This is a genomic window from Variovorax sp. GW823-FHT04B03 (assembly GCF_058796495.1).
On sequence record NZ_JBXAIT010000005.1, the window covers coordinates 446028 to 470151 of the forward strand.

Annotated in this window: 25 protein-coding genes; 7 read left to right on the top strand and 18 right to left on the bottom strand. The window is 70.4% G+C overall.

The features are described from left to right. Window positions 1-8 precede the first annotated feature (8 nt). Entirely contained in the window at window positions 9-1499 is a 1491-nt protein-coding gene (locus AC1RAD_RS23160; RefSeq protein WP_492737414.1) for a TIGR01777 family oxidoreductase, read from the bottom strand. Then, the gene (locus tag AC1RAD_RS23165; protein ID WP_492698328.1) at window positions 1496-2173 is read right to left on the bottom strand and encodes a DUF4166 domain-containing protein; all 678 of its coding nucleotides are present in this window, start codon (window positions 2171-2173) and stop codon (window positions 1496-1498) included. Before AC1RAD_RS23165 ends, AC1RAD_RS23160 begins: the two co-directional genes overlap by 4 nt. Window positions 2174-2310: 137 nt before the next feature. Between AC1RAD_RS23165 and queA the strand changes: the two genes are divergently transcribed. Both queA and tgt read left to right on the top strand, forming a co-directional pair. Then, window positions 2311-3354, top strand: a complete 1044-nt coding sequence (queA, locus tag AC1RAD_RS23170) for a tRNA preQ1(34) S-adenosylmethionine ribosyltransferase-isomerase QueA (RefSeq protein WP_492737416.1) — start codon at window positions 2311-2313, stop codon at window positions 3352-3354. A gap of 8 nt (window positions 3355-3362) precedes the next feature. Continuing rightward, window positions 3363-4535 (top strand): tRNA guanosine(34) transglycosylase Tgt, encoded by a 1173-nt coding sequence (gene tgt / locus AC1RAD_RS23175; RefSeq protein WP_492737418.1) that lies wholly within the window; start codon window positions 3363-3365, stop codon window positions 4533-4535. On the opposite strand, the gene AC1RAD_RS23180 is transcribed toward tgt, so the two are convergent. After that, window positions 4532-4912, bottom strand: a complete 381-nt coding sequence (locus AC1RAD_RS23180; protein ID WP_492737420.1) for a hypothetical protein — start codon at window positions 4910-4912, stop codon at window positions 4532-4534. The two genes, tgt and AC1RAD_RS23180, sit on opposite strands and share 4 nt — an antisense overlap. 135 nt (window positions 4913-5047) lie before the next feature. Between AC1RAD_RS23180 and AC1RAD_RS23185 the strand changes: the two genes are divergently transcribed. Further along, window positions 5048-5830 (top strand): SDR family NAD(P)-dependent oxidoreductase, encoded by a 783-nt coding sequence (locus AC1RAD_RS23185; RefSeq protein WP_492737422.1) that lies wholly within the window; start codon window positions 5048-5050, stop codon window positions 5828-5830. 72 nt (window positions 5831-5902) lie between these two features. Here AC1RAD_RS23185 and AC1RAD_RS23190 read toward each other — a convergent pair whose 3' ends face one another. From AC1RAD_RS23190 to AC1RAD_RS23215, 6 genes are all read right to left on the bottom strand, one after another. After that, entirely contained in the window at window positions 5903-6280 is a 378-nt protein-coding gene (locus tag AC1RAD_RS23190; RefSeq protein ID WP_095747238.1) for a DUF3597 domain-containing protein, read from the bottom strand. 91 nt (window positions 6281-6371) lie between these two features. Next, window positions 6372-7472: a serine endopeptidase gene (locus AC1RAD_RS23195; protein WP_070063203.1), complete on the bottom strand. Its 1101-nt coding sequence runs from the start codon at window positions 7470-7472 to the stop codon at window positions 6372-6374. A gap of 43 nt (window positions 7473-7515) precedes the next feature. Beyond that, window positions 7516-8316, bottom strand: coding sequence for a DUF2145 domain-containing protein (locus AC1RAD_RS23200; protein ID WP_492737424.1), 801 nt, complete (start codon window positions 8314-8316; stop codon window positions 7516-7518). Further along, a complete protein-coding gene (locus AC1RAD_RS23205) occupies window positions 8313-8759 on the bottom strand; it encodes a hypothetical protein (RefSeq protein WP_062477469.1) in 447 nt (148 codons plus the stop codon). The genes AC1RAD_RS23200 and AC1RAD_RS23205 overlap by 4 nt, the downstream gene beginning before the upstream one ends. 210 nt (window positions 8760-8969) lie before the next feature. After that, complete coding sequence (locus AC1RAD_RS23210) at window positions 8970-10925, bottom strand: MFS transporter (protein WP_492737425.1); 1956 nt, start codon at window positions 10923-10925, stop codon at window positions 8970-8972. Window positions 10926-10988: 63 nt separating this feature from the next. Beyond that, complete coding sequence (locus AC1RAD_RS23215) at window positions 10989-11846, bottom strand: hypothetical protein (protein ID WP_095747243.1); 858 nt, start codon at window positions 11844-11846, stop codon at window positions 10989-10991. A 138-nt stretch (window positions 11847-11984) separates the two neighbouring features. Between AC1RAD_RS23215 and AC1RAD_RS23220 the strand changes: the two genes are divergently transcribed. After that, the gene (locus tag AC1RAD_RS23220; RefSeq protein ID WP_062477478.1) at window positions 11985-12719 is read left to right on the top strand and encodes a helix-turn-helix domain-containing protein; all 735 of its coding nucleotides are present in this window, start codon (window positions 11985-11987) and stop codon (window positions 12717-12719) included. 7 nt (window positions 12720-12726) lie between these two features. Here the strand turns inward: AC1RAD_RS23220 and pyrF are convergent, their stop codons facing one another. From pyrF to AC1RAD_RS23250, 6 genes are all read right to left on the bottom strand, one after another. Then, entirely contained in the window at window positions 12727-13551 is an 825-nt protein-coding gene (gene pyrF, locus AC1RAD_RS23225) for an orotidine-5'-phosphate decarboxylase (RefSeq protein WP_062477481.1), read from the bottom strand. Between the two features lie 33 nt (window positions 13552-13584). After that, window positions 13585-14418, bottom strand: coding sequence for a uracil-DNA glycosylase family protein (locus AC1RAD_RS23230; protein ID WP_492737427.1), 834 nt, complete (start codon window positions 14416-14418; stop codon window positions 13585-13587). After that, entirely contained in the window at window positions 14415-14957 is a 543-nt protein-coding gene (rimI, locus tag AC1RAD_RS23235) for a ribosomal protein S18-alanine N-acetyltransferase (protein WP_062483095.1), read from the bottom strand. The genes AC1RAD_RS23230 and rimI overlap by 4 nt, the downstream gene beginning before the upstream one ends. Then, the gene (gene tsaB / locus AC1RAD_RS23240; RefSeq protein ID WP_492737429.1) at window positions 14954-15667 is read right to left on the bottom strand and encodes a tRNA (adenosine(37)-N6)-threonylcarbamoyltransferase complex dimerization subunit type 1 TsaB; all 714 of its coding nucleotides are present in this window, start codon (window positions 15665-15667) and stop codon (window positions 14954-14956) included. The genes rimI and tsaB overlap by 4 nt, the downstream gene beginning before the upstream one ends. After that, complete coding sequence (locus AC1RAD_RS23245) at window positions 15660-16631, bottom strand: DMT family transporter (RefSeq protein WP_492737431.1); 972 nt, start codon at window positions 16629-16631, stop codon at window positions 15660-15662. Before AC1RAD_RS23245 ends, tsaB begins: the two co-directional genes overlap by 8 nt. Window positions 16632-16726: 95 nt before the next feature. After that, complete coding sequence (locus tag AC1RAD_RS23250) at window positions 16727-17494, bottom strand: DeoR/GlpR family DNA-binding transcription regulator (RefSeq protein WP_492737433.1); 768 nt, start codon at window positions 17492-17494, stop codon at window positions 16727-16729. A 78-nt stretch (window positions 17495-17572) separates the two neighbouring features. Here AC1RAD_RS23250 and AC1RAD_RS23255 point away from each other — a divergent pair, with 78 nt between their 5' ends. The 3 genes from AC1RAD_RS23255 to AC1RAD_RS23265 all read left to right on the top strand — a co-directional run bounded on the left by AC1RAD_RS23255 (window position 17573) and on the right by AC1RAD_RS23265 (window position 21324). Continuing rightward, window positions 17573-18160 (top strand): NUDIX hydrolase, encoded by a 588-nt coding sequence (locus AC1RAD_RS23255; RefSeq protein WP_139700716.1) that lies wholly within the window; start codon window positions 17573-17575, stop codon window positions 18158-18160. A 7-nt stretch (window positions 18161-18167) separates the two neighbouring features. After that, a complete protein-coding gene (dacB, locus tag AC1RAD_RS23260; protein WP_447748165.1) occupies window positions 18168-19589 on the top strand; it encodes a D-alanyl-D-alanine carboxypeptidase/D-alanyl-D-alanine endopeptidase in 1422 nt (473 codons plus the stop codon). Between the two features lie 133 nt (window positions 19590-19722). After that, the gene (locus AC1RAD_RS23265) at window positions 19723-21324 is read left to right on the top strand and encodes an alpha/beta hydrolase family protein (protein ID WP_492737578.1); all 1602 of its coding nucleotides are present in this window, start codon (window positions 19723-19725) and stop codon (window positions 21322-21324) included. 27 nt (window positions 21325-21351) lie between these two features. Here the strand turns inward: AC1RAD_RS23265 and AC1RAD_RS23270 are convergent, their stop codons facing one another. Genes AC1RAD_RS23270 through purE form a run of 3 tightly spaced genes read right to left on the bottom strand, consistent with a single transcriptional unit; the run spans window position 21352 to window position 24094 of the window. Further along, window positions 21352-22353 (bottom strand): L-threonylcarbamoyladenylate synthase, encoded by a 1002-nt coding sequence (locus AC1RAD_RS23270; protein ID WP_492737436.1) that lies wholly within the window; start codon window positions 22351-22353, stop codon window positions 21352-21354. Continuing rightward, window positions 22350-23552, bottom strand: a complete 1203-nt coding sequence (locus AC1RAD_RS23275; protein WP_354348075.1) for a 5-(carboxyamino)imidazole ribonucleotide synthase — start codon at window positions 23550-23552, stop codon at window positions 22350-22352. Before AC1RAD_RS23275 ends, AC1RAD_RS23270 begins: the two co-directional genes overlap by 4 nt. Next, window positions 23549-24094, bottom strand: a complete 546-nt coding sequence (gene purE / locus AC1RAD_RS23280) for a 5-(carboxyamino)imidazole ribonucleotide mutase (RefSeq protein WP_447748171.1) — start codon at window positions 24092-24094, stop codon at window positions 23549-23551. Before purE ends, AC1RAD_RS23275 begins: the two co-directional genes overlap by 4 nt. Window positions 24095-24124: the final 30 nt, after the last annotated feature.

The following is a 24124-nucleotide window of genomic DNA, read 5'->3' on the forward strand; positions in this document are numbered from 1 at the left end:
CAAGGCTTCTAGCGTGGACGGCAAAGGTCCGTCAAGGCGCTGCGGGCATCGGGGAACATGAACTGGAAGCCGCTGCGCAGCAGCTGCGCGGGCACCACGCGCTGGCCTTCGAGCAGCAGGTCGGCCTGCTCGCCGAGCAGCAGCTTCACGGGCGCGGCGGGCGTGGGCATCCAGCAGGGGCGGTGCAGCACGCCGGCGGCGACGCGGGTGAAGGCCTCCTGGCTCACTGCACCCGGCGCGGTGACGTTGAAGGCCTGCGCGGCGACAGGGTCGGTGGCGGACTCCGTCATCGTCCACACATGCGCGATGGCGCGGATCAGGTCATGCACATGCACCCACGACAGCCACTGCCGCCCGCTGCCCAGGCGCCCGCCCATGCCCAGCTGCACGGGCATCAGCAGCTGCGGCAGCGAGCCCTGGTGACCCAGCACGAAGCCGAAGCGCAGGCAGGCCACGCGAACGCCGTGCGCCACGGCCGCGTGCGCGGCCTGCTCCCAGCGCTGGCACAGCGTCGACATGAAGATGTCCTGCGGCGGTGCGTCTTCGGTGAGTTCGGTGGCGTCGCCCTGCGGCTGCACGCCGTAGTAGCCGATGGCGGAGCCCGAGAGCAGCAGCCACGGCTTGCGCGGGCGCGTGGCGATCCATGCGACGAGCTGCTGTGTCAAACCTTCGCGGCTTTGCAGAAGCTGCTGCTGGCGCCGCGCGCTCCAGCGCTGGCCGAGGATGCGCTCGCCCGCGAGGTTGACGACCACGTCGATGGCGTCCGCGGCGGGAATCTGGTCGAGCGACTGCACGCAGCGCACCGCGCCGCCGAAGCCCCAGGCGGCGCCGCGCGCGTCGCGCGTCCACACCGTCACCGCATGGCCGTCGGCCAGCAGGTGGCGCACGAGGATCTGGCCGATGAAGCCGGTGCCGCCCGTCACCAGCACCTGCTGCGGTGTCGTGCCGAAATGCACCGGGGCCTCGACGGCGCGCACCTGCGCCTGCTTCTGCTGCTTGAACAGGGCGCGCGCCGCGAAGCCGTCGCGCAGGCCCGAGATACCGACGCCCACGCCGCACAGCGCCAGGAAGGCGCTGAGCCAACCGTGCGGCTGCCACACCATCGCCGTCGGTTGCGCTGCCCAGCCGACCGCGCTCATCGCCAGCAGCGCGATGAACGCGCCGGCGTTGATGGCCAGCACCGTGTGCGTCACGCGTTCGGTGGGCGGCAGCAGACGGCTGCCGTCTTCGACCACGAAGTCCCACAGCGTGAGCACGATCTCGACGCCGAACACCGCGAGCAGCACCCACGCCCAGGCGCCGTGCCAGGCCCACGCCGACAGCCCGAGGAACAGCGCGCAGTAGATCGACGAGCGCGTGGCATGGATCGCCAGCTCGCGCCCCGCCGTGCCGCGCCGCGGCAGGGCTTCTGTGCCTTCGTGGTGGTAGAGCGTGTCGAAGGCGCCCAGCGCGCCTTGCGCCGCCATGAGCTGCAGGGCCAGCAGGTGCGTGTCGATCATGCGGACACCGCCTGCGGCTCCGGCACTTCCTCGAACACGCCGACCTGCGTGAAGGTGGTGCCCATGAGGCAGTGGCGGATTTCGATGCGGATGTTGAAGCGCTCGGGCGTCTCGTTGTGGTGCCAGAGGAAGGTCTTGCCCGGCGTGAACAGGCCCGGCAGCGGAATGCGCCAGCCGAACACCTCCCAGAAATAGCCGTCGCTCTGGAAATGCAGGCTGCCGCTGGGCTCCACGCTCAGCACCAGCTTCATGCCCAGCCCCATGCCCACGTACTCCAGCACCTCGCCGCGCTCGCTCTCCCGCATGAAGCTGGTGAACTGGATCGGTGGGCGCCCATGCAGGCGGTAGATGCGCTGCTTGTAGATGGCCGGGTCGTCGGGCCGGGCGTAGACCTGGATCTCGACCGGAAAGTGGCTGTCGCTGTAGGGGATGAGCGCGCCCTGGATCATCGGCTGCGTGAGGTGCCCCAGCAGCTTGCCGAACCGCGAGCAGCGCAGCTCGCTGAGCGCGCCCAGGTAGTGCAGCGCCTTGCCCGGCAGGGGGTTCTTGTCGAAGCGTCGGCGGATGTCGGGGTGCAGCCCCATCCAGGCGCCGCCCAGGATCTTCTTGAAGAGCTCGCCTTCGGAAGGAGGGGCTGGGGACGGCGTGACACGCGCGACAGAGGAATCGACCATGCGTCGATTCTGCCTCGGCAACCCCGGGCCAACCCCAAGTGACGCCCGTGATTCCGGGCCATGGGACAATCGCCGCTCTCCGCCTTTTTTCTCTTCCCATGCCTCCTTGGCACGGGCCCGTCCGGCCCTCAAGCACCATGCGCGCCTTCACGCTTTCCGATTTCGATTTCCATCTGCCGCCCGAGCTGGTGGCACAACACCCGGCCACCGAACGCTCCGCCTCCCGTCTGCTCGACGGCACAGGCCCCGCCCCGGCCGACCGCATCTTCAAGGAACTGCCCTCGCTGCTGCGCGCGGGCGACCTGCTGGTCTTCAACGACACGCGCGTGGTCAAGGCGCGCCTGTTCGGCGAGAAGCCGACCGGCGGCAAGCTCGAACTGCTGGTCGAGCGCGTGCTGCAGGGCCATGAGGTCGTGGCGCACATGAAGGTCAGCAAGAAGCCGCCCATCGGCACCACGCTCGAGATGGTCGGCGGCTTTCGCGCCACGCTGCTGGGCCGATGGCCCGAGGAAGACGGCGCGCTGTTCCGCTTCGGCTTCGAGAGCGACGCGGGCGAAGACCCGTATGCGCTGATGCAGCGCTGTGGCCACGTGCCGCTGCCGCCCTACATCACGCACACCGATTCGGCCGATGACGAGAGCCGCTACCAGACCGTGTTCGCGCGCGTGCCCGGTGCCGTGGCCGCGCCCACGGCCGCATTGCACTTCGACGAGGGCCTGCTGGCCGAGCTCGAAGCACGCGGCGTGCAGCGCGCCAACGTCACGCTGCACGTGGGCGCCGGCACCTTCCAGCCCGTGAAGACCGAGAACATCGCCGAGCACACGATGCACGCCGAGCGCTACGAAGTGCCCGAGGCCACGCAGCGCGCCATTGCCGAATGCAAGGCACGCGGCGGGCGCGTGGTTGCCGTGGGCACGACCACCGTGCGCACGCTCGAGTCGTGGGCAAAAAGCGGCGAGGCCACGGGCGACACGCGCATCTTCATCACGCCGGGCTTCGCCTTCGCGCATGTCGACGTGCTGGTGACCAACTTCCATTTGCCCAAGAGCACGCTGATGATGCTGGTCTCGGCCTTCGCGGGCTACGAGCGCGTGATGGCGCTGTATGCCCACGCCATCGCCAACGGCTACCGCTTCTTCAGCTACGGCGACGCCATGCTGCTCGCACGCACCCAGGACTGAACGACATCATGCTGAACTTCGAACTCCTCAAGACCGACCTCGACAGCCACGCGCGCCGTGCCACGCTCACGCTCAACCACGGCAAGGTCCAGACGCCGATCTTCATGCCGGTGGGCACCTACGGGACGGTCAAGGGCGTGATGCCGCGCAGCCTGGAAGAGATGGGCGCGCAGATCATCCTGGGCAACACCTTCCACCTGTGGATGCGCCCGGGGCTGGACGTGATGGCGAGCTTCGGCGGGCTGCACCAGTTCGAGAAATGGGACAAGCCCATCCTCACCGACTCGGGCGGTTTCCAGGTGTGGTCGCTGGGCGCGATGCGCAAGATCAGCGAAGAAGGCGTGAAGTTCGCGTCGCCCGTCAACGGCGACAAGCTGTTCCTCACGCCCGAGGTCTCGATGCAGATCCAGACCATCCTCAACAGCGACATCGTGATGCAGTTCGACGAGTGCACGCCCTACGACACCAAGGGCCACATCACGACCGAGGCCGAGGCGCGCGTCTCGATGGAACTGAGCCTGCGCTGGGCCAAGCGCTGCCAGGCCGAGTTCACGCGCCTGCAGAACCCCAACGCGCTGTTCGGCATCGTGCAGGGCGGCATGTTCGAGAACCTGCGCGAGGAGTCGCTGGCCGCGCTGGTCGACATGGACTTCCCCGGCTACGCCATCGGCGGCGTGAGCGTGGGCGAGCCCAAGGAAGAGATGCTGCACATCATGGGCCACACGCCGCACCGGCTGCCCGCGAACAAGCCGCGCTACCTGATGGGCGTGGGCACGCCCGAGGACCTGGTGCAGGGCGTGACCGACGGCGTCGACATGTTCGACTGCGTGATGCCCACGCGCAATGCGCGCAACGGCACGATGTTCACGCGCTTCGGCGACCTGAAGATGCGCAACGCGCGCCACAAGAGCGACCCGCAGCCGGTCGACCCCAGCTGCACCTGCCACGCCTGCGCCGGCACCTCGGGCGTGAGCTGGAACGATGGCGGGCGCGAAGGCTTCAGCCGCGCCTACCTGCACCACCTGGACCGCTGCGGCGAAATGCTCGGCCCGATGCTGTGCACGATCCACAACCTGCACTACTACCTGAACCTGATGACGGAGATCCGCGCGGCGCTCGACGCGGGCACCTTCACGGCGTTCCGCGCGCAGTTCAAGGCCGACCGCGCACGCGGCGTCTAGGGCTTCGCGGCGCCCGGCGGCTGAATGGCCAGGGGCGTCGCGTAGGGTTCGATGCGCAGCAGCTCGTTCCTGAAGACCACGACCTGCCTGAGCGGCGCCTGCACCAGCGCCCCGCTCGCGTCCTTGTGCGAGGCGTACTGCCAGAGCGTGAGCTGGCCCTTCTCGGCCAGCATGGCGGCCAGCCGCTGCACGGGCGGCGCCGCGCCGGCGCCCAGCTGGGCCGCCTCGATGCCCACCACGATGTCGTCGCGCGGCGAGATCACCTTGAAGAGCAGCACGGGCGCCGGTGCCTGCGCCTGCGCGCGGACGTGCCGCGCCGCGAAGGCGGCCGGAAGCAGCGCGAGGCAGAAGACGAAGCGGCGGTTGAAGGAGCTCATGGGTCGAAGCGTATGCCTGCCACGGCGCCCTGCCCACAGGCCGGAAGCCATACGCCGGGTGGAGGCCCGGCGGGCACCAGGGACGCCGTCATCCGGTACGCTTGCCCTGTCTTCACTGCGGTTGTCCTCACCCTCATGACCAACGCCTCCCCACCCACGGCCTATACCGCCCGCTACCCCTCGCTGGCCGGCCGCACCGTGTTCATCTCGGGCGGCGCCAGCGGCATCGGCGAATCGCTGGTGCGGGCCTTTCATGCCCAAGGCGCGAAGGTCGGCTTCTGCGACCTCGACACGGCCGCCGGCGATGCGCTCGCCGCGCAGCTGCAGGGCGCGCACCCCGCGCTGTTCGTGCCCTGCGACGTGACCGACACGGCCGCCCTCGCTGCCGCCATCGACGCGGTGCGCCAGCGCTTCGGGCCGGTGTCGGTGCTGCTGAACAACGCCGCCAACGACCGCCGCCACGAGATGGCCGACGTGACCAGCGACGACTTCGACCGCCTCGTGGCCGTCAACATCAAGCACCAGTTCTTTGCCGCGCAGGCCGTGGCCGACGACATGCGCGCGCTGGGCGGTGGCTCGATCGTCAACTTCGGCTCGATCAGCTGGCTCATGAAGGGCCGCGGCTACCCGGTCTACCAGGCCTGCAAGGCGGGCGTGAACGGCCTCACGCGCTCGCTGGCGCGCGACCTGGGCAAGCAGAACATCCGGGTCAACACGATCATGCCGGGCTGGGTGATGACCGAGCGGCAGATCAAGCTGTGGGTGAAGCCCGAATCCGCCGCGGAGATCGATGCGGCGCAGTGCCTGCCGGGGCGCGTGATGGCGGAAGACATTGCCGCGATGGCGCTGTTCCTCGCGGCCGACGATTCGCGCATGTGCACCGCGCAGGATTACGTGGTGGATGCAGGCTGGACCTGAAGCGCTTCAACGCTCGCCCCAAAGAAAAAAGCCCGGCATGCCGGGCTTTTTGCTGCGTGGGTGGCGGGACGATCAGTCGCGCAGTTCGGCCGGCAGCGTGCCGCCATTGGCGGCGATGCGAGTCATCACCTGCTTGTGCAGGCCGATGTTCCATTCGGCCGAACCCGGTTCGCCGTTGCTGTAGAGGATTTCGCTGGCCAGTTCCTTGCGCGCGGCGAGGCTGCTGTCCAGGCCCAGCAACTTGAGCAGGTCGACGATCGAGGTGCGCCAGTTCAGGCCGGCGGCACCTGGCATCGCGTCCAGGACGGCGGGCACGTCGCCCAGCGGGATCGCGGGCGGCGGTGCGGCAACGGCCGGCGCGCCGGGTGCAGCCGCCGGCGGTGCGGCGACGACTTCAGCGGCGTTGGCCGACGGGAAAATCTTGGAAAAAATCTTGCCGAAAATGCTCATGGGTGTGCTCCGTCAATGTGAATGGGAAAACCCGCGGCACGGCGTTGCGTGACGCAGCCCGGGGTTGTAGCACGACCGTGCGGCGCTTTCGCTACGTGGCCGGCTGAACCGGCGCGCCCGGCGTGACCGATTGCGCAGTGCCGGTCACAGGTGTATGCGCAGCGGCCGAGGTTCCGCAAGCGTGGCAGAACTTGGAGAACGCGCTCTTGCGCGTGCTGCAGTGGCCGCAGTGGTCGAACAGGCCGATGCCGCAGTGCGGGCAGAAGTCGATCTCGTTGTTCTTCAGGTCGACCGGCCGCTCGCAGCCGGGGCACACGCTCTTGGCCAGGCGGGCCAGCGCGACGTCGTAGCTCAGCTCTTCGCGGCGCACCTGGTCGGGCTGCTGCTCGGCGAGCTTCTGGCGCGCCAGGTAGCGGTTGAGCGCCACGATGGCGTAGCGCCCCACCAGCACCGTGAGCACGATGCCCACCACGTAGCGCACGTAGCCGCCGTAGCTCGGCAGGTAGGGCACCAGCTCGACGAAGAAGGCAAACAGGGCAAAGAAGATGAAGCCCCACACGAAGGGCCAGTAGGTGCTCTTGCGCTTCTTCACGAACAGCCAGCCGGCCACCAGCAGCAGCGGCAGGGTCAGCGCGAGCCGGTAGCCGAACACGCGCAATTCGACGCGGCGGTACTCGGCGTCCAGGCGCTGCTGTGCGTCGTGCTCCAGCACGCCCAATGCCGCGCGCGCACGCTGCTCGGCCTGGCGCGCGTCGAGTGCGATCTGGCGCTGCGCGTCGGCCTTGCGCTGCGCCGCGTCTTCCTTCTGCTTGAAGGCGTCGAGCGCCTTGGTGCGCGCGATGAGCTCGGTGTCCTGGTCGGGCTGCGCGGTGGCGCGGCGCGTGGCGATCCAGTTGCCGAAGGTCTCGCGCGCGTTGGCGCTGGCCTGCTGCGCGGTGTTGAGCTGCAGCTGCGCCTGGTCGAGGTCGCGCGCGGCCTGCAGCTCGGCGGCCTCCGAGGCCTTGATGGTGGCGCGCAGCGGCTCGGCCGCGGGCTTGTCGATGAAGTCGTCGAGCACGCGCACGCGCTCGACCTGCGGCAGGTCGCCCACGATCGTGCTGCCCAGCCCGATCAGGAAGCTCGCGAACACGAACGCCACCAGCCAGAGGCCGCGGCGGAACCACTTCTCGGACAGGCGCAGGGATTTGCTCATGGTCTTACCTTCGTTCTTTCTTTTCTTCGTTGCTTCTCTTCGCTCAGAGCTTGAGTGTGACCGGCGGCGCACCCAGGCCCGCGCGCGGCAGCCAGGCGAACACCGAGTCGACGGTCACGGTCTCGATGCGGTCCGAGAACCGCTTCTCGTTCGGATGATCGTCGAACGCGATGTTGGCCGAGCCCACGCGCCCACCCAGGCGGGTCAGCGGGCCGAGGTTCAGCGTGGTGGGCTCGTAGCCCTTGAACTGCAGCCAGGCCTGCGCCTGCGCGCGGGTGCCGATGGTGGCGGGCTCCATCGCGGCGGCCAGGGTCTCGATGGCCCACTGGTTCGACTGCTGGTACTTCTGGCCCCAGGCGTAGCTCACGATGCTGTAGGGCGCCACGTTCAGGCGCACGAGGCGCGCATCGGGCTCGCGCAGCGCGGCCATCAGCTGCGCCTGCACCGCCGGCGTGGGCACGGACCAGGCGGCCTCGTAGCGCCACAGGTCGTCGAGGAAGAACTCGCCCAGCCCCTGCCGGTAGACCGCGGCCACCGCCGTGCCGCAGTGGTTGAGCTTGTGCACCACGCGCCACGGGCCCTCGTCGGTCTTGTAGGCGATGCCCAGGTGCGAATAGCGCAGGCCGTACTTGCTCAGGTCCTGTCCGGCGCGCGCCAGGATGACCACCCGCGCGCCGCTCGCATCGAGCTGCTGCGAGGTGCGCTCGGCCAGCTGCATGCCCTTGACGATCAGCGCCGGCGTCGGCCTGACCTGTTCGCACGAGCGGCCGGCGTTCGCCTGCAAGGGCAGCACCGCTGCGACGGCGAACGCCAGCAGCAGCGCGGGGCGCACGGCGGGTTTCACGACAGTCTTTCGTTGTGAAGCAGTGCGCGGCCGACCGCATTGGGCACGAAGGCCAGCACCTCGCCCGCGGCCGAGAGCACGACGCCGGTACCGATCACGCTGACGACCACGGCCGTGCCGGCGGCTGCCGACACGCCGCGGGTGGCGCGCCCCATCACCTTGACGCTGGCGCGGGCGCCGTCCGAGGCGCGTTCGAGCAGGTAGACGGTGCCGTCGACCGAGGCCTCGACCGCGATCACGGTGAGCACCGAACCGCCCACCGACAGCGCCGCGGGCACGGCGACCACCGCGGTGGCCGAGGCACCGACGACCGACGCAGCACCGACCACCGAGGCCACGGGCAGCAGCGACAGCGCGGCCGAGGCCTCGCTCTGGGCCCGTGCGGGCAGCGGCGTCGCGACGCCCGCGAACGCGGCGCAGGCGGCGAAGGCCAGGGCGGCCATCGAGCGCACCAGGGCGGTCCTGCGCGAAGCCGGCAGGCCGCGCTGGGTGATCGAAACGGTGGAGGATGAGAGGGGTTGCATGAAGGCCTCGCGGCGCAGTGAAGGTGAGCGAATGATGGTTCGCCTTCATGTCGCGGGGCTCGAATACTTCAACCAGTTGCGATCCTGGCGTCCCGCAGTATCCCGAAGAGATACTTTGGGGCACACGCCTCAGGAGGCCAGCAGGCCGGCCACGCGCTGGCGCAGCGTCTCGGGCTGCACTTCCTGCGGCGCCACGGGGTGGCCGACGCGCAGGCCCACGCGGCTGAAGAAGCCGCGACGGAAAGGCTTGGCCATGGCGACCTGCTGGCCGCCGCGCAGCTCGATGCGGCTGAAGTACGAGCCCCAGAGGTTGGTCAGCGCCATCGGAATCACCGGCGGCTCGACGCCTTCGGCGCGCGCGCCCTCGAGGATCTTCATCACGCCGCCCTTGAAGGGCTGCAGCTCGCCGTCGCGCGTGATCGCGCCTTCGGGGAAGATGCCCAGCAGGTCGCCCTCGCGCAGCACGCCGATGGCCTTGGCAAAGGCCGCCTCGTACGCGGCCGGGTCTTCCTTCTGCGGTGCGATCGGAATGGCCTTGGCCAGCTTGAACAGCCAGCCGAGCACCGGCACCTTGAAGATGCGGTGGTCCATGATGAAGCGGATCGGGCGCGGGCTCGCGGCCATCAGCAGCACCGCGTCGATGAAGCTCACGTGGTTGCACACCAGCACGGCGGCGCCCTCGGTGGGGATGTGCTGGTCGTCCTTGATGTCGAAGCGGTACACGAAGCGCGACAGCACCCAGGCCACGAAGCGCAGCAGGTACTCGGGCACCAGCATGAAGATGTAGAACGCCACCACCGCGTTGGCGATGCCGGTGAACAAAAAGATCTGCGGAATGGTGAAGCCCGCGCCCAGCAGCGCACCCGCCAGCACCGAGCTGCCGATCATGAAGAGCGCGTTGAGGATGTTGTTCGCCGCGATGATCCGCGCGCGGTGCGTGGGCTGGCTGCGCAGCTGGATCAGGGCGTACATCGGCACGCTGTACAGGCCCGCGAAGAGCGACAGCAGCCCCAGGTCGGCCATCACGCGCCAGTGCGCCGGCTGCTGCATGAAGGCGCCCAGGCCCATGCCCGTCGCCGGGGGCAAGGCGCGCGAGGCAAAGTACAGGTCGATGGCGAACACGCTCATGCCGATGGCGCCCAGCGGCACCAGGCCGATCTCCACCTGACGACGACTCAGCGTCTCGCACAGCAGCGAGCCCACGCCGATGCCCACCGAGAACACCACCAAGAGCAGCGAAGCCACCTGCTCGTCGCCGTGCAGCACTTCCTTCGCGAAGCTCGGAAACTGGCTCAGGAACACCGCGCCGAAGAACCACATCCACGAGATGCCCAGCAGCGAGCGGAACACCACGATGTTCTCGCGCGCCAGCATCAGGTTGCGCCAGGTTTCGCTGAAGGGGTTCCAGTTGATGACCAGACTCGGGTCGGTGGCCGGCGCGGGCGGAATGGCCTGCGCCACGCCGCGCCCCACCAGCGCCAGCAGCAGGCAGGCCACGGCCACCGTGGTGTGGCCGATCTGCGGTATCGCCACCAGCAGCCCGCCCGCCACCTGGCCCAGCAGGATGGCGACGAAGGTGCCCATCTCGACCATGCCGTTGCCGCCCGTGAGCTCGCGCGAGTCGAGCACCTGCGGCAGGTAGGCGAACTTGACCGGCCCGAACAGCGTGGAGTGCAACCCCATGAGGAACACGCAGCCCAGCAGCACCACCGCGTCGGCGCGCACGAAGCCCCAGGCGGCGATCACCATGATCGCGATCTCGAGGTTCTTGACGAAGCGGATCATCTTCGTCTTGTCGAACTTGTCGGTCAGCTGCCCGGCCGTGGCCGAGAACAGCAGGAAGGGCAGGATGAACAGCGCACCGATCACCAGCCCCGCCATCGCGGGCGGCATCCAGCTCAGTTGCAGCTGGTAGGTCACCATGACGGTGAAGGCGAACTTGAAGAGATTGTCGTTCGCGGCGCCCGCGAACTGGGTCCAGAAGAAGGGCGCGAAGCGCCGCTGGCCGAGCAGGGCGAACTGGTTCGCGTGGGCGTTGGGCTCATGCACCACGGGCGCAGTCGCGGCGGCGGCGGGGGTTGTCATGCGATGCAATCTCCTCTTTGTCTTCTACCGCTGCGCCACGGGCGTTCCAGTGGCCAAGCCGCGTCATGCCGCGATGGCGGCTGGGTCGGGATTGTGCCGCAGCAGGGTGGCGCGCCAGCCCTTTTCGAGGCGGTACAGCGCCATCAGCACAGGCAGGCCGGCCAGCGACGCCACCAGGTGCTTGAGCGTGTGGCCCGACACGAGGTGGCCGGTGGCTTCGTAGATGGCGTGATCGCCCAGTTCGAAGGCCTTGGCCACCACATAGAACGCGATCACCCAGCCCAGCTTGAGCCCGACGGCGCCGCGCATCGGCGTGGCCAGCGCCAGCGTGAGCACCACCGCCATGCCGCCGAACTGCACCAGCGCCCAGGGCAGCACATTGCCGGTTTCCTGGCAGACCTCGGCCGCCAGCAGGCCGGCCGTGAGCACGAACCAGGCGGCCGGCCAGCCAGCGCGCTGGCTGACGCGTTCGCAGACGGCGATGCCGATCAGGCCCGCGAAGGCCACGGCCATGCCGGCGCGGTCGGCGGCCAGGCGGGGCGCGTCGGGCATCAGGTGATAGAAGGCCGAACCGGCAGCGGTGGCGATCAGGCCGGCGAAGAACAGCCAGGCGCAATCCAGCGTGTTGTCCGGCGGGTCGTTGGCGGGCGGCGCCAGCGGAAACCCGGCCAGCGCCTCCTGGTGCGAGCGGTCGATGCGGTTGAGCCGGTACAGCCCCAGGCAGCCGATGGCCAGGAACGGCAGGTTGCTCAGCACGTCCATCGCGTTGGGCAGGTGGAACAGCGGCCGGTTGTCGGCGAACACGGAGGCGATCGCCACGTCGGCGGCCGGCAGCGCCGGGCCGAAGAAGGCGATCAGCAAGAGCAGCGCGAAGGTGAACAACAGTCCGCGTTCGCGGCGTGTCAGGGTGGGCAGAAGCATGGCGTTCCTCGGTGGGGTGGTGGCTGGCGGGTGGAATCTAGTTGCCAGCCCTCCCCCAGGCATCGAGAATCGATACGAGGCACTATTTCACTCCCTTCGGTATCCTTTTTCTATACCTTCAACCCGTACCCTCCCTTCATGAGCACCACCGTCGACCTGGTCCAGGCCCTCAAGAACGAACTCAAAAGCGCCCGCATGACGTATGCCGACCTGGCCCGGTCGCTGGACATGGCGGAGTCCAGCGTCAAGCGCATGCTGGCCAAGAGCGACATGCCGCTGTCGCGCGTCGATGCGATCTGCCGCGCCCTGAAGATCGATTTCGCCGAGCTGGCGCGGCGCGTGGCCGACGCGCAGCCACTGCTGAAGGAGCTGACCCACGAGCAGGAAAAGGCCGTGGTCAAGGACAAGAAGCTGCTGCTGGTGGCGATCAGCGTGCTGAGCCAGTGGACGCTGGAGCAGATCGTGTCGTCGTACCGGATCACCGAGGCCGAGTGCATCGGCTGCCTGGCGCAGCTGGACCGCATCGGCATCATCGAGCTGCGCCCGCTCAACCGGTACCGCCTGAAGCTCGCCAAGACCTTCCGCTGGCGCCCGCACGGCCCGGTGATGGAGTTCTTCCGCGAGAACGTGGTGCTCGACTACTACAAGGGCGGCTTCGACGGCCCGGCCGAGGGGCTGCTGCTGGTGCACGGCTCGATCAGCCGGTCGCTGGCGCCCGCCTTCATGGAGCGGCTGCAGCGCGTGGCGCAAGACTTCGCGCAGCAGCACCAGACCGACCAGAAGCTGTCGGCCAAGGACCGCGAGGGCTACACCCTGCTGCTGGGCATGCGCAACTGGGAATTCGAGCTCTTCACCCGCCTGCGGCGGAACTGAAGGCCCGTCAGGGCTTCGCAGCTTCCAATGCGTCGCGCGTGGTGCGCGCGGCGTTCTTCGCCGCGTCGGCGAAGTCTTCGCCCGACGAGGCGTAGATGATCGCCCGCGACGAGTTCACGATGATCGGCGCGTCGGCGCGCCAGCCGGCGCGCACGGTGGCGACCGCGTCGCCGCCCTGGGCACCGACGCCCGGGATCAAGAGCGGCACCGTCGGCGCGAGTTCGCGCACGCGCTCGATCTCGGCCGGGTAGGTCGCGCCCACCACGAGGCCGAGCTGGCCGTTGAGGTTCCACGGGCCCTGCGCCAGGCGGGCGACGTGCTCGTACAGGAAGGGCTGGCCCTCGACGCTGGCCAGCCGCTGGCCCTGCAGATCGGAACCGCCGGGGTTGCTGGTGCGACACAGCAGGAAGGCTCCCTTGCCTTCGTACTGGAGATACGGCGCGACCGAGTCGAAGCCCATGAAGGGCGACAGGGTCACGGCGTCGGCGCCGTAGCGCTCGAAGGCCTCGAGCGCGTACTGCTCGGCGGTGGAGCCGATGTCGCCGCGCTTGGCGTCCAGGATGGTGGGCACGTGGGGCGCGTTGCGGCGCATGTGCTCCATCAGGCGTTCGAGCTGGTCTTCGGCGCGGTGGGCCGCGAAGTAGGCGATCTGGGGCTTGAAGGCGATGACCAGGTCGGCCGTCGCGTCGACGATGCGCGCGCAGAAGTCATAGATGCGGCTGGCGTCGCCCTTGTACGCCCCCGGGAATTTGGCGGGCTCCGGGTCGAGGCCCACGCAGAGCAGCGAGCCGTTGGTTTGCTGTGCAGCGGCCAGCTTGTCGAGGAAAGTCATGGGGCCCGATTTTACGGACCCCGCCCGCCGCTCTCAGGCCGTAGGGGTGGCCTGCTCTGCCGCCAGGCACAGGTCGGCCCAGGCGCGGGCCTTGTCGGCCGGGTTGCGCAGCAGGTAGGCGGGGTGGTAAGTGGCGACCACCGGCACGCCATTGGCCGATGCCAGCGGCACGGCGCGACCGCGCAGCTTGCCCAGCGGATCGCGGCTTTGCATCAGGCTCTGCGCGGCCAGCGGGCCCATCGCCAGCACGATGCTGGGCGCCAGCGCCGCCGCGTGGGCGTCGAAGGCGGCGTCGATCGGCTGCGGGGCGCCGGGTTGGCCAGCGGCCACGCCGCGATGCGTGCGCATCAGGTGCACGGGCGTGCGGCCGTCGTGCAGCTTCAGCGCGCGCAGCATGTTGTCGAGCAGGCGGCCGGCGTCGCCCGCGAAGGGCTCGCCGTGGCGGCCGTCGGCCTCGGGGGGCATGTCGGCCACGACCAGCCAGCCGCCCTGCACCGGCGCCGCGGCGTCGGCCTTGTCGGCGTACAGGCGGCAGGGCGCTTCGACCAGCACGGCGGCGCCTTGCGCCACGGGTGCCGGCGCGACCGGACGCGGCGCCGGAGCGGCCACGGGGCGGGCGACGGGTGCGGGTGCCGGGCGCGGCGGGGGCGGCGCGTCGTAAGACTGATCGCGCTCGTCGAGTTCCAGCGGCGGGCCTTCGGGCATGTCGGGCATGCCGGAATCAGCGGCCACGGGGACCTCCGGCTCGGCTTCGACTTCGATCTCGGGTTCCGGCGGCACAGGCCACCAGACCTTCACGCCCATCTCGTCGAGCATGGCGCGCTGGCGCGCGTCCAGGCGCAGGGTGTGGACCGCGGTGTCCGTCATCGCAAAGCTCCCCAGGCGGAGCCTGTTTCGTTGAGGCGCATGCTCATGACGACCGCGTCTTCGCGCTTGCCGTCGAACGCCGGGTAGTAGCCCTTGCGCACGCCGACGCTGCGAAAGCCTTGCCGCAGGTAGATGTCGAGCGCACGCCGGTTGCTTTCGCGCACCTCGAGCCACAGCCACAGCGCGCCCTCGCCGCGCGACCAGCCGGCCAGCGCCTCGAGCATGAGCGGCGCCCAGCCCTGGCGCTGGAAGGCCGGCGCCACGGTGATGTTGAGCAGGTGCACCTCGTCCACGCCCTTCATGGCGACGAAGTAGCCGATCAGCGTTTCGCCCAGGCTCGTGCAGGGCGACTCGACACCCGGCGCCACGCCGGGCGCCAGCAGGCACTGGCAGTGGTAGCCCACGGCCATCGAATCGGTGAAGTTGGCGCGCGTCCAGGGGTGCGTGTAGGCCGTCTGCTCGACCGCGCACACGGCATCGATCCGCTCGACGGTGAGCGGTTCAAGACGGGCTTCGACGGACTGGAGGACGGCGCTCATGCAGGGTTCGGCGGAACGGCAGCGGCAGCAGCCTTGATGGCGGCGCGTTCCTCGGTGGTTTGCGCCACTTTATCGCGAACATACAGCGGCCAGGCCTGCGCGGCGGGCACGGTGCGGCCGGCCGCGAGCAGCGCGGGCGCCAGCCGCAGCATGGCAGCGGCCGTGGGCAGCACCTCGTGGCGGGCCGTGGCGTTCGCCAGGCGCGGGCCGTAGGCGGTGAAGGCGTTGCCGGCGAGCGCCCAGCCGGCCGGCACCTCGAGCGCCTCGGGGGCGAGCAGCAGCGGCTCGGGATCGCCGCCGAACGGGCCGGCGGTGTCGAAGTCGTAGTGCGCGGCGTAGAGCTGGTCCATGCGCGCATCGAGCACGGCCACCACGCGCTGCGCGCCAAAGGCATGGCGCGCCTCGTCGGCCACGGCCAGCAGGGTGTCGACCGGCAACAGCGGCACCTTGGCGCCGAAGGCCAGGCCCTGCGCCACCGAGCAGGCGGTGCGCAGGCCGGTGAAGGAGCCCGGGCCGCGCCCGAAGACGATGGCGTCGAGCTCGGCCAGCGCGAGCCCCGCGTCGGCGAGCAGTTCGCGAATCAATGGCAGCAGCGTGCTCGACGCCTGCGCGCCGCCCACGCCGCTGTGCGCCAGCACGCGGTCGCCGTGGCGCACCGCGACCGACAGGTGCTCGGTGCTCGTGTCGAAGGCCAGCAGCTTGTCAGACATTCGGACGCCCCATTCCCGCCGGGCACGGCGTCGGGCAGACCGGTGCCACGCGCACGGCCGCCTTGCGCACGCCGAACAGGATGCCGCCCGTCACCAGCGCGAGCCCGGCGACCAGGCTCCAGTGCATCGGTTCGCCCAGCCACAGCACCGCGCCGAAGGCCGACAGGCCCGGCACCAGCGCCGTGATCATGGTGGTGCGCACGGGGCCGAAGTGCTGGATCATTTTGGTGAAGGTGATGCCCGAGATCACCACCGAGCCGACGCCCTGGAAGGCCATCTGGAACGCGACCTCGCCCCACGGCGCGCTGCCGATGTGGCTCACGACCGCGCCCGAGGCCACCAGCAAGGTGTAGACCGGCACGTAGGTCATCAAGGCGAACACGGTGATGGCGATGGTCGCGCGCACGGCGTCCAGCCCATGGCGGCGCGCCACCACGCTGTAGCAGGCCCAGCAGAAGGCGGCGCCCATGAACATCAGGTCGCCCTTCCAGACCTCGCCGCCCTCGAAGGCGTGCAGCAGGCTGCGCCCGCCGACCACGAGGTCGCCCGCGACGATCATCGCCAGGCCGATGGCGCGCGTGGGCGTGATGCGGTCGCGCAGCACCAGCGCGGCCAGCAGCGTGGTCCACAGCGGCAGGCTGCCGGGCATCAGCACGGCCGCATGGCCGGCCGGTGCGAAGAAGAAGCCGCTGTAGGCGATGAGGGCGTAGGCCACGCCGCCGAAGATGCCGGCGGTGGCCGTCACGCGCAGCGACAGCGGCGACAGACCGAAGAACGAGGACACGGCGCCGCGGTGCTTCGTCGCCAGCCACGCGCCCCAGGGCACCAGCACCAGGCTGGCGCCGCAGACGCGCGCAAAGGCCAGGTCGAAGGGCGTGAGCGAGCGCGCGGCCGAGGCGCGCGCGATGAGGATGAAGGCGGTCCAGACCACGACGGTGACCACGGCCGCGCCGATGCCGAGCATGCGGGGAGACAGGAGGGGCGGAGAGGTCTGCGGGGGCGCGACGGGCATCCCGCCATTATCGAGGGCAGGCCCCGGCCGCGCAGGGGCGGGGCGAATCAGCCGGCCTCGTCGGCGCGCAGGATCGCCAGCCCGGCCGCGCGCAGCGGCGCCAGCGCCTGCTCGGGGGCCTGCGGCGCCACCAGCAGCTGCGTCGCGCCCGCCAGCGGATTGATCACCCAGGCCGAGGCGGCCCCGAGCTTTTCGGACGAGGCCAGCACGACGGTCTCGGCCGCCGCGGCCATCAGCGCGCGCTTGATCTCGGCCTCTTCCGCATCGCCCGTGGTCAGGCCCGCCTCGGCGTGCACGCCGGTGGCGCCCATGAAGTAGGTGTCGGCATGGATGCGCGAAATGGCCGCCATGGCCGCCGCGCCGACCGCCACCATCGAATGCCGGAAGAGGCGCCCGCCGATCAGCACCACCTCGATGCCGGCGTGCGCCGCCAGCTCGACCGCCACCGACGGGCTGTGCGTGACCACCGTGGCCTGCAGCGCGAGCGGCAGGTGGCGCGCCAGCTGCACGGCCGTGGTGCCGCCGTCGATGAACACCACCTGCCCCGGCTTCACGAGGCGCGCGGCGGCGCGGCCGATGGCCACTTTTTCGTCGGGCGCGAGTTGCTGGCGGCCGCTGAAGTCGGCCTCGGCCGCCGCCACCGGCAGCGCGCCGCCATGCACGCGCTGCAGCAGCCCTTCGGCCGCGAGCTCGCGCAGGTCGCGGCGGATGGTGTCCTCGGACAGGGCCAGCTCCTCGCTGAGCGCCTTGGCGACGACCTGGCCGTCGCGCCGCAGGACCGAGAGGATGTGTTGCTTGCGCGGTCGGGTGAGCATGGGCCGATGGTAACGTGTTTGCACGTTATTGCACGAATCTTCTTGATGTTGCACGAACTCGGTTTTATGCTCGCGGCCATGACCATTCACGACCGCGTCCGGGTGCACGAAGTCACCCTCCTGTCCGACAACTGGTACACGCTGCGCACCACCGCTTTCGACTGGCGGCGCAACGACGGCGAGTGGCAGCGCATGCACCGCGAGACCTACGACCGCGGCAACGGCGCCACGCTGCTGCCCTATCACCTGGGCCAACGCACCGTGCTGCTCACGCGGCAGTTCCGCTACCCGGCCTTCGTCAACGGCCACGACGACCTGCTGATCGAAGCGGCTGCGGGCCTGCTCGACAACGCCGCGCCCGAGGAACGCATCCGCGCCGAGGTGGAAGAAGAACTGGGCTACCGGCTCGGCACCGTGCAGAAGGTGTTCGAGAGCTTCATGAGCCCGGGCTCGGTGACCGAGAAGCTGCACTTCTTCGTCGCGCCCTACGAGGCCTCGATGCGCGTCGGCGCAGGCGGCGGGCTGGCGGAGGAGGGCGAGGACATCGAGGTGCTCGAGCTGGGCATCGACGAGGCGCTGGCCATGGTGGCCGACGGCCGCATCGCCGACGCCAAGACGATCATGCTGCTGTACCACGCGAAGCTGCACGTTTTCGCGCCGGGATAATCCGCGGATGCCTCTTGCCTTCCGCCCTGCGCCCCTCGCACTGACCCTCGCCCTGCTGGCCCCGGCCGGCGCCTTCGCCCAGCAAGCCCTTCCGCCTCAAGTCGATGCCGCCCTCGCGCGTGCCAAGGTGTCGCGCGAGGCCGTGACCCTGCTCGTGGCCGATGCCGACGCGGGCCGCGCGCCGCGCCTGGCCTGGCGTTCGCAGGTGCCGGTGAACCCGGCCTCGATCATGAAGCTGGTGACCACCTACGCGGCGCTCGACCTGCTCGGCCCGGCCTACAGCTGGAACACGCCGGTCTACGTCGAGGGTTCGGTGGCCAACGGCGTGCTCAACGGCAACCTCTACATCAAGGGCCAGGGCGATCCCAAGCTGGTGCTGGAGCGCGTGTGGCTGCTGCTGCGCCACGTGCAGGGCCTGGGCATCACCACCGTGAGCGGCGACATCGTGATCGACCGCAGCGCCTTCGAGACCACGGTCGAGAACGACCCGGCCGCCTTCGACGGCGAGCCGCTGCGTCCCTACAACGCCTCGCCCGATGCGCTGCTGGTGAACTTCAAGTCGGTCAACATGACCTTCGCGCCCGACCGCGCGGGCCAGTTCGCGCGCGTGAGCTACGAGCCCCCGCTGGCCAGCGTGGCGATGCCGCCCACCGTGCCGCTGGCGCCCGGCGAATGCGGCGACTGGCGCGGTGCGCTCAAGCCCGACTTCAGCGACGTGAACCGCATCCGCTTCAACGGCGGCTTTCCCACCGGCTGCGGCGAGAAGAGCTGGGCCGTGGCCTACGCCGACCCGCGCACCTACAGCCTGCGTGCCATCGGCGGCATGTGGGCCGAGATGGGCGGGCGCGTGGGCGGCCAGATGCGCGAGGGCCGCGTGCCCGCGGGCCTGAAGCCGGCCTTCGACTTCGAATCGCCACCGCTGGCCGAGGTGGTGCGCGACATCAACAAGTACAGCAACAACGTGATGGCGCAGCAGGTGTTCCTCACGCTGGGCCTCACGCAGAAGCAGCGCGGCACCTTCGAGGCTTCGCGCAGTGCGCTGGGCCAGTGGTGGCGCGAGCGCATCGGCACGGGCGAGGCCTCGCCGGTGTTCGAGAACGGCTCGGGCCTGTCGCGCGACGAGCGCATCAGCGCCGCCGCGCTCGGCAAGATGCTGCAGGTGGCGTGGCGCTCGCCCGTGATGCCCGAGCTGGTGGCCTCGCTGCCCGCGATGGGCGTGGACGGCACGCTGAAGCGGCGCACGCTGCGCTCGGGCGGCGCGGCGCACCTGAAGACCGGCACGCTGCGCGACGCCTCGGGCGTGGCCGGCTACGTGCACGGCGCAAGCGGCCGGCGCTACGTGCTGGTGGCCATCGCCAACGGCGAGAACGCCGGCGCCGCGCGCGCCGCCTTCGACGCGCTGATCGACTGGACCGCGCAGGACCAGTGACTCGGACGGGGCCCGAGCCGCCCCGCTACTGAATAGGTTCTGCTCGCAAACGCTGCTTGCGCGCGGCCATGGCGCTGCCCAGAATCGGACGCTCGTTCGTTTTCGATACAACTCCAGGAGACGCGTCTTGACCTTGCAGCACCCACGGCATTCACAGCCCTCGTCCTTCCCGGCCCGCCGGGTCACCGCCGCGGCGACGCTCGCTGGCGCCACGTTGCTGCTCGCCGCCTGCGGTGGGGGCGGCGGTGGGGGCGGCGTCGGCATCGGCTTTCCGCCACCGGGCGGCGGCAGCGACACCGGGCGCGGCTCGGTCGTCACCAGCCCGCCCGAGCAGGGCACCAAGCTCACGGCCGACCAGTTCAGGGCCAGCCTGCAGGCCTCCGACCAGGGCAAGGCGCTGCTGCAGGTCACCGGCGCGCCCAAGTGCGGCGTCGACATGCGCTACCTCGAATACCGCACCGTCGGCGGCAAGAACGAAGCCACCAACGCCACCGCCGCGATCATGGTGCCCTCGGGTTCCGACGTGGCCTGCAGCGGCGCGCGCCCCGTGGTGCTGTACGCGCACGGCACCACGCCGGCGCGCAACTACAACCTCGCCAAGTGGACCGACACCACCCAGCCGGCCGCCGGCGAGGGCCTGATGGTGGCGGCCATGTTCGCGGCGCAGGGCTACATCGTGGTGGCGCCCAACTACGCGGGCTACGACAAGTCGACGCTGCCCTACCACCCGTACCTCAACGGCGACCAGCAGGGCAAGGACATGGTCGATGCGCTCACCGCGGCGCGCAAGACCTTCTCGGACATCGGAGCGAACGACGCCGGCTCGCTGTTCATCACCGGCTATTCGCAGGGCGGCTACGTGGCGATGGCCGCGCACCGCGAGATGCAGGCCACCGGCAAAACGGTGACGGCCTCGGCCCCGCTGGCCGCGCCCTCGGCCATCAGCCTCTTGACCGACTACACCTACCTGGGCTGGCCGGCGCTGGGCGCCACGCTGTTCGTGCCGCTGCTGTCGACCAGCTGGCAGCAGCAGTTCGGCAACGTCTACAACAGCACCAGCGACGTCTACGAAGCGCAGTACGCCACCGGCATCGACACCCTGCTGCCCACCCTCACGCCGGGCACGCTGTTCTCCAGCGGCAAGCTGCCGCAGCTGGCGCTGTTCCCGGCCGACGGCAAGCCGGGCCCGGTGAGCCCCGAGCTGGCGATCTTCTATGGGGCCAACAACCTCATCAAGCAGAGTTTCCTCACGCAGGCGGCCACCGACATCCAGTCGGCCCCCTGCCCCGGCAACGCGCTGCCGGCCACGGCCGCGTCGCTCGGCTCGGCCTCGCCGCTGGACTGCAAGCCGGCCACGGGCTTCCGCAAGGCAGCCATCGCCAACGACCTGCGCAACTGGGTGCCGACCAAGCCGATGCTGTTGTGCAGCGGCGCGAACGACCCGACCGTGAACTTCCTGAGCACGCGCGCCACGGCCGGCTACTTCCGCGCCAAGGGCATGCCGGCCGCCGCGCTCGCGGTGGTCGACCTGGAAGACCGCGGCACCACCGACAGCTATTCGGCCGCACGCGCCGGCTTCGCGCAGGCCAAGGACCTGCTGGCACAGAGCACGCCGGGCAGCGCCACCGACAAGGCGCGCGCCGTGACCGCGGCCTACCACGGCACGCTGGCGCCACCGTTCTGCCTGGCGGCAGCACGCGGGTTCTTCCAGGGGGTGCTGGCGGCCGGGGGCTGAGCCCCGCGGCAACCGATCAGGCGTGGATCAGGCCGCTGCAGCGCGCTGCAAGCGGTCTTTCACACCTTCCCACTCGGGCGTGTCGGGCGGCGTCTCGACCCAGATCAGCTTCACGCCCTGCGCGTCGAACTCGCGCAGCACCGCGAACAGCTGCTGCGCGGTGGCCGCCGCGTCGTCGGGCATGCGCCGCAGCAGCACGCGCTGCGAGCGGCTGCGCACGTTGCTGCGCGTCCACACGGCGATGTGCGCGGCGTTGGCGCCGAGCACATCGAGGCCGGTCTGGATGGCCTTGGGGTCCATCAGCCGCACCTTGGCGTCGGGCGCGTAGTGCGCCTCCAGCGTGCCCGAGGCGCGCGGGTCGGGCGTGTCGAGCACCTCGCGGTCGCGCAGCGGCTCGCCGACGGCGGCCTCGATCTGGTCACGCGTGATGAGGCCCGGGCGCAGCAGCACGGGCGCGCCGCGGCTGCAGTCGACGATGGTCGATTCGATGCCCACTTCGCAGGCGCCGCCGTCGATCACCAGAAGCGCATCGCCGAACTCGTCGTGCACGTGCTGCGCCGTGGTCGGGCTGACGCGGCCGAAGCGGTTGGCGCTGGGCCCCGCCAGGCCGGGCACGCCCTGCTCGGCGCAGGCTTCGAGCAGCGCCTGCGCCACCGGGTGCGCGGGGCAGCGCAGGCCGATGGTGTCCTGCCCGCCGGCCGCCGCCGTGCCCACGCCGGGCTGGCGCGTGACGATCAGCGTGAGCGGGCCGGGCCAGAAGGCCTGCACGAGCTTCTGCGCGAAAGGCGGCAGCGGCTGGGCGAAGCGCGACAGCGCCTGCGCGCCCTTGGCGCCCGCCGCCACGTGGACGATCAGCGGATGGTCGGCCGGCCGGCCCTTGGCCGCGAAGATGCCGGCGACGGCGGTGTCGCTGCTGGCGTCGGCGCCCAGGCCGTAGACGGTCTCGGTCGGGAAGGCGACCAGCCCGCCGGCGCGCAGCACGCGCGCGGCCTCGGCGATGGCGTCGGGAGCGTGGCCGTCGAGGATCATGCGAGCGCCGGCAGGCCCAGCAGCAGTGCGGCCTGCGAGGCATTGGCGCGCACGCTCTCGAGCGTGGCGCCGGTGAGGGTCAGGTGACCCATCTTGCGGCCGCGGCGCGGTGCCAGCTTGCCGTACAGGTGCAGGTGGGTGCCGGGCAGGGCGAGCACCTCGCTCCAGCGCGGCGCGACCGGCTTGGCGCCGTCGCCTTCGCCGCCCGGGAACCACAGGTCGCCCAGCAGGTTGAGCATGACGGCGGGGCTGTGCTGGCGCGGTGCGGTCAGCGGCAGGCCGGCGAGGGTGCGCACCTGCAGCTCGAACTGCGACACGTCGCAGGCTTCCATCGTGTAGTGGCCGCTGTTGTGCGGGCGCGGCGCCATTTCGTTGACCACCAGCGAACCATCGGCCAGCGCGAAGAACTCGACGCACAGCACGCCCACGTAATCGAGGCCGCTGGCGATGCTCTTGGCGGAATTGACCGCGCCCTGCGCCACGGTCTTGGGCATGTTCTGCGGGTGCACCTCGGTCACGGCGAGGATGCCGTCGCGGTGCAGGTTGCGCTGCGGCGGGAAATGCACGATCTGGCCGTCGCGGCCGCGCGCCAGGATCACCGAGCACTCGAACTCGAGCGGCAGCATCTTCTCGAGCACGCAGGGCACGCAGCCGGCGGCCTGCCAGGCCTCGACCAGCTCGGCGCGCGTCTTCACGCGCTGCTGGCCCTTGCCGTCGTAGCCCAGGCGGGCGGTCTTGAGGATGCCGGGCAGCAGCTGGTCATCGACGGCGGCCAGTTGCTCCGCCGTCTCGATGACGGCGTAGGGCGCGCAGGGCACGCCGCAGCGCGTGAAGTGCGCCTTCTCGGCGATGCGGTCCTGCGCGATGGCGATGGCCGAGGCCGCGGGCGACACCGGCCGCGCCACCGCCAGGTGCTCCAGCGAGGGCGCGGGCACGTTCTCGAACTCGGTCGTCACCGCGTCGGCCAGGCCGGCGAGGCGGGCCAGGCCGTCGACGTCGGCGTAGTCGGTGTGGATGTGGTGGTGGCTCACCCGACCGGCGGGGCTGTCGGCATCGGGGTCGAGCACCGCGGTGAAGTAGCCCATGCGTTGGGCCGCGTGCGCGAACATGCGCCCGAGCTGGCCGCCGCCGAGCACGCCGAGCGTGGCGCCCGGGAGGATGGGCAAATCGCCGGCATGGCCCGAATGGCCGGTGCTCACAGCGCACCCCCGCCTTGCGGCGAGAAGGGCGACACCGCCGCGCCCGCTTCGGGCGGCGGCAGCACCATGGCCTCGGCAGCGGCGGTCTGGGCCGTGCGGAAGGCGTCGAGCTTGGCGCGCAGCGCCGGGTTGTTCACCGCCAGCATGGCCACCGCGAACAGCGCCGCGTTGGCCGCGCCGGCGGTGCCGATGGCAAAGGTGGCCACGGGCACGCCCTTGGGCATCTGCACGATGCTGTAGAGGGAATCGACGCCCTGCAGGTGGCGGCTGGCCACCGGCACGCCGAGCACCGGCACCGTGGTTTTCGACGCCAGCATGCCCGGCAGGTGGGCCGCGCCGCCCGCCCCGGCGACGATCGCCGTGAGCCCGCGCCCGGCGGCGCTTTCGGCGTACGCGAACAGCGCATCGGGCATCCGGTGGGCCGAGACCACCTTCGCTTCGTGGCTGATTCCGAATTGCTGGAGAATCTCGACCGCGTGGCGCATCGTCTCCCAATCGGAGTTCGAGCCCATCACTACACCGACCTGAATGGTTTCGTTCATGGTTTCAATTTTACGTTTCACCCCCAGCTG

Bases quoted from the DNA above. Each gene is read 5' to 3' on its own strand.
- AC1RAD_RS23180 (WP_492737420.1), bottom strand. From the start codon at position 4,912: ATGAGCTCCTTCAACCGCCGCTTCGTCTTCTGCCTCGCGCTGCTTCCG.
- AC1RAD_RS23185 (WP_492737422.1), top strand. From the start codon at position 5,048: ATGACCAACGCCTCCCCACCCACGGCCTATACCGCCCGCTACCCCTCG.
- AC1RAD_RS23195 (WP_070063203.1), bottom strand. From the start codon at position 7,472: ATGAGCAAATCCCTGCGCCTGTCCGAGAAGTGGTTCCGCCGCGGCCTC.
- AC1RAD_RS23250 (WP_492737433.1), bottom strand. From the start codon at position 17,494: ATGCTCACCCGACCGCGCAAGCAACACATCCTCTCGGTCCTGCGGCGC.
- pyrF (WP_062477481.1), bottom strand. From the start codon at position 13,551: ATGACTTTCCTCGACAAGCTGGCCGCTGCACAGCAAACCAACGGCTCG.
- AC1RAD_RS23220 (WP_062477478.1), top strand. From the start codon at position 11,985: ATGAGCACCACCGTCGACCTGGTCCAGGCCCTCAAGAACGAACTCAAA.
- AC1RAD_RS23190 (WP_095747238.1), bottom strand. From the start codon at position 6,280: ATGAGCATTTTCGGCAAGATTTTTTCCAAGATTTTCCCGTCGGCCAAC.
- AC1RAD_RS23165 (WP_492698328.1), bottom strand. From the start codon at position 2,173: ATGGTCGATTCCTCTGTCGCGCGTGTCACGCCGTCCCCAGCCCCTCCT.
- tsaB (WP_492737429.1), bottom strand. From the start codon at position 15,667: ATGTCTGACAAGCTGCTGGCCTTCGACACGAGCACCGAGCACCTGTCG.
- AC1RAD_RS23215 (WP_095747243.1), bottom strand. From the start codon at position 11,846: ATGCTTCTGCCCACCCTGACACGCCGCGAACGCGGACTGTTGTTCACC.
- AC1RAD_RS23255 (WP_139700716.1), top strand. From the start codon at position 17,573: ATGACCATTCACGACCGCGTCCGGGTGCACGAAGTCACCCTCCTGTCC.
- tgt (WP_492737418.1), top strand. From the start codon at position 3,363: ATGCTGAACTTCGAACTCCTCAAGACCGACCTCGACAGCCACGCGCGC.
- purE (WP_447748171.1), bottom strand. From the start codon at position 24,094: ATGAACGAAACCATTCAGGTCGGTGTAGTGATGGGCTCGAACTCCGAT.
- AC1RAD_RS23160 (WP_492737414.1), bottom strand. From the start codon at position 1,499: ATGATCGACACGCACCTGCTGGCCCTGCAGCTCATGGCGGCGCAAGGC.
- queA (WP_492737416.1), top strand. From the start codon at position 2,311: ATGCGCGCCTTCACGCTTTCCGATTTCGATTTCCATCTGCCGCCCGAG.
- AC1RAD_RS23205 (WP_062477469.1), bottom strand. From the start codon at position 8,759: ATGGCCGCCCTGGCCTTCGCCGCCTGCGCCGCGTTCGCGGGCGTCGCG.
- AC1RAD_RS23210 (WP_492737425.1), bottom strand. From the start codon at position 10,925: ATGACAACCCCCGCCGCCGCCGCGACTGCGCCCGTGGTGCATGAGCCC.
- AC1RAD_RS23270 (WP_492737436.1), bottom strand. From the start codon at position 22,353: ATGATCCTCGACGGCCACGCTCCCGACGCCATCGCCGAGGCCGCGCGC.
- rimI (WP_062483095.1), bottom strand. From the start codon at position 14,957: ATGAGCGCCGTCCTCCAGTCCGTCGAAGCCCGTCTTGAACCGCTCACC.
- AC1RAD_RS23230 (WP_492737427.1), bottom strand. From the start codon at position 14,418: ATGACGGACACCGCGGTCCACACCCTGCGCCTGGACGCGCGCCAGCGC.
- dacB (WP_447748165.1), top strand. From the start codon at position 18,168: ATGCCTCTTGCCTTCCGCCCTGCGCCCCTCGCACTGACCCTCGCCCTG.
- AC1RAD_RS23245 (WP_492737431.1), bottom strand. From the start codon at position 16,631: ATGCTCGGCATCGGCGCGGCCGTGGTCACCGTCGTGGTCTGGACCGCC.